Annotated in this window: 1 pseudogene; it reads left to right on the top strand. The window is 66.9% G+C overall.

The features are described 5' to 3' along the window. Window positions 1–1,159: pseudogene (locus BMW66_RS20465) on the top strand (hypothetical protein); the annotation flags it as partial. Between the last annotated feature and the right edge of the window lie 84 nt (window positions 1,160–1,243).

The following is a 1,243-nucleotide window of genomic DNA, read 5'->3' as shown; positions in this document are numbered from 1 at the left end:
CATCCGCCGGCGGGGCGGGCAGGGCATCGAGGGGCTGCGCAATGAATGGGAAGGGCTCCGCCATGTGCCGGACCGGATTATCACCTCCGCCCGTGTCGGCACCGCTATTCCCAGCGAAGACCCGCAGGTGGCCAAGACCCGGGCCCAGCGGCTGGAAGACCAAAAGCGCGAGCGCGAGTTGATCGATCAGCTGGTCGGGGCCGGTGAGAGCCGCATGGCTCAGCTCGAGCTCGAAAGCGCGTTGGTCGGCAAATCGGCTGAGGAGCAGATCCGGCTGCGGTATATCTTTGAGGCGCTGACCGAAGCCAAACGCAAGGGGATCGACGTCGATCGGATGACGATCGGAACCGGCGAAACCCTGCGCCAGGTGATCGAGCGGCAAGCCGATGCGCTCTCGCGGCGCACCGTGGAGCAGGAGCGGGCGCGACAAAGCGAGCTTGGCAAGATTGATGAGCTGATGAGCGCGCGCCGCGCTGTCGAGGGCGCTTTCGAGAAGATCCGCAAGAGTCCCGGCAATATCGCCGAAGCCTTTGGCGACATGGCCGATTACATCAGCCGGCGCCTGTGGAACCTCGCGCTCGATCCGGTGTTCGATTACCTGGCCGATCTGATCGCCGGGATTTTCACCGGGGACGGCTCGGGCGAGTCCTTCTTGGGCATCCCGGGGCTGAAAGCGGGCGGGGCCACCAACGACGCGCCGGCGGCCGCCGTTTCCCTGCCCGGGTTTGCCCGGGGCGGTCTGCAGTCCGGCGGGCGTGCGCAGGGCCGCATTGAGGGCACCGGCGCGACCATGCAGGACAATATCCTGCTTCTGGGCTCACGCGGGGAGTTCATGATGCGGGCCAGCGCCGTGGACTACTACGGGCTCGATTACATGGAAAAGCTCAACCAGATGCGGCTCCCGAAGTTCGCGGATGGCGGCGCGCTGGCCCCAAACATGCCCCGGCCCGCGGAGCCGCGTGGCGGTGCCGCGCCGTTGATCGGAGAGCTCAATATCAGCGTCGAGCGATCCGAGACCGGCGAGAGCGACGAACAGGCGCAGGATCTGGCTGCGGCGATCGCCGACCGGGTTCCGCAGATGATCGATGAACGGATCGGTGTGCATGCGCGCGATGACGGGCTGCTCGGATCTCGGTTCCAGCGCAGGGGCTTTCGCTGATGCCGGTCACATTCGCGCCGCCGAAACCGCCATCGGTCCGGGGGCTGAGGCAGGACCGGGAGGCCAACCGGATCCGCGTGGTGT

The organism is Salinihabitans flavidus, from assembly GCF_900110425.1.
Classification (GTDB): Bacteria; Pseudomonadota; Alphaproteobacteria; order Rhodobacterales; family Rhodobacteraceae; genus Salinihabitans; species Salinihabitans flavidus.
This window is presented reverse-complemented; position numbering and strand designations above follow the sequence as displayed.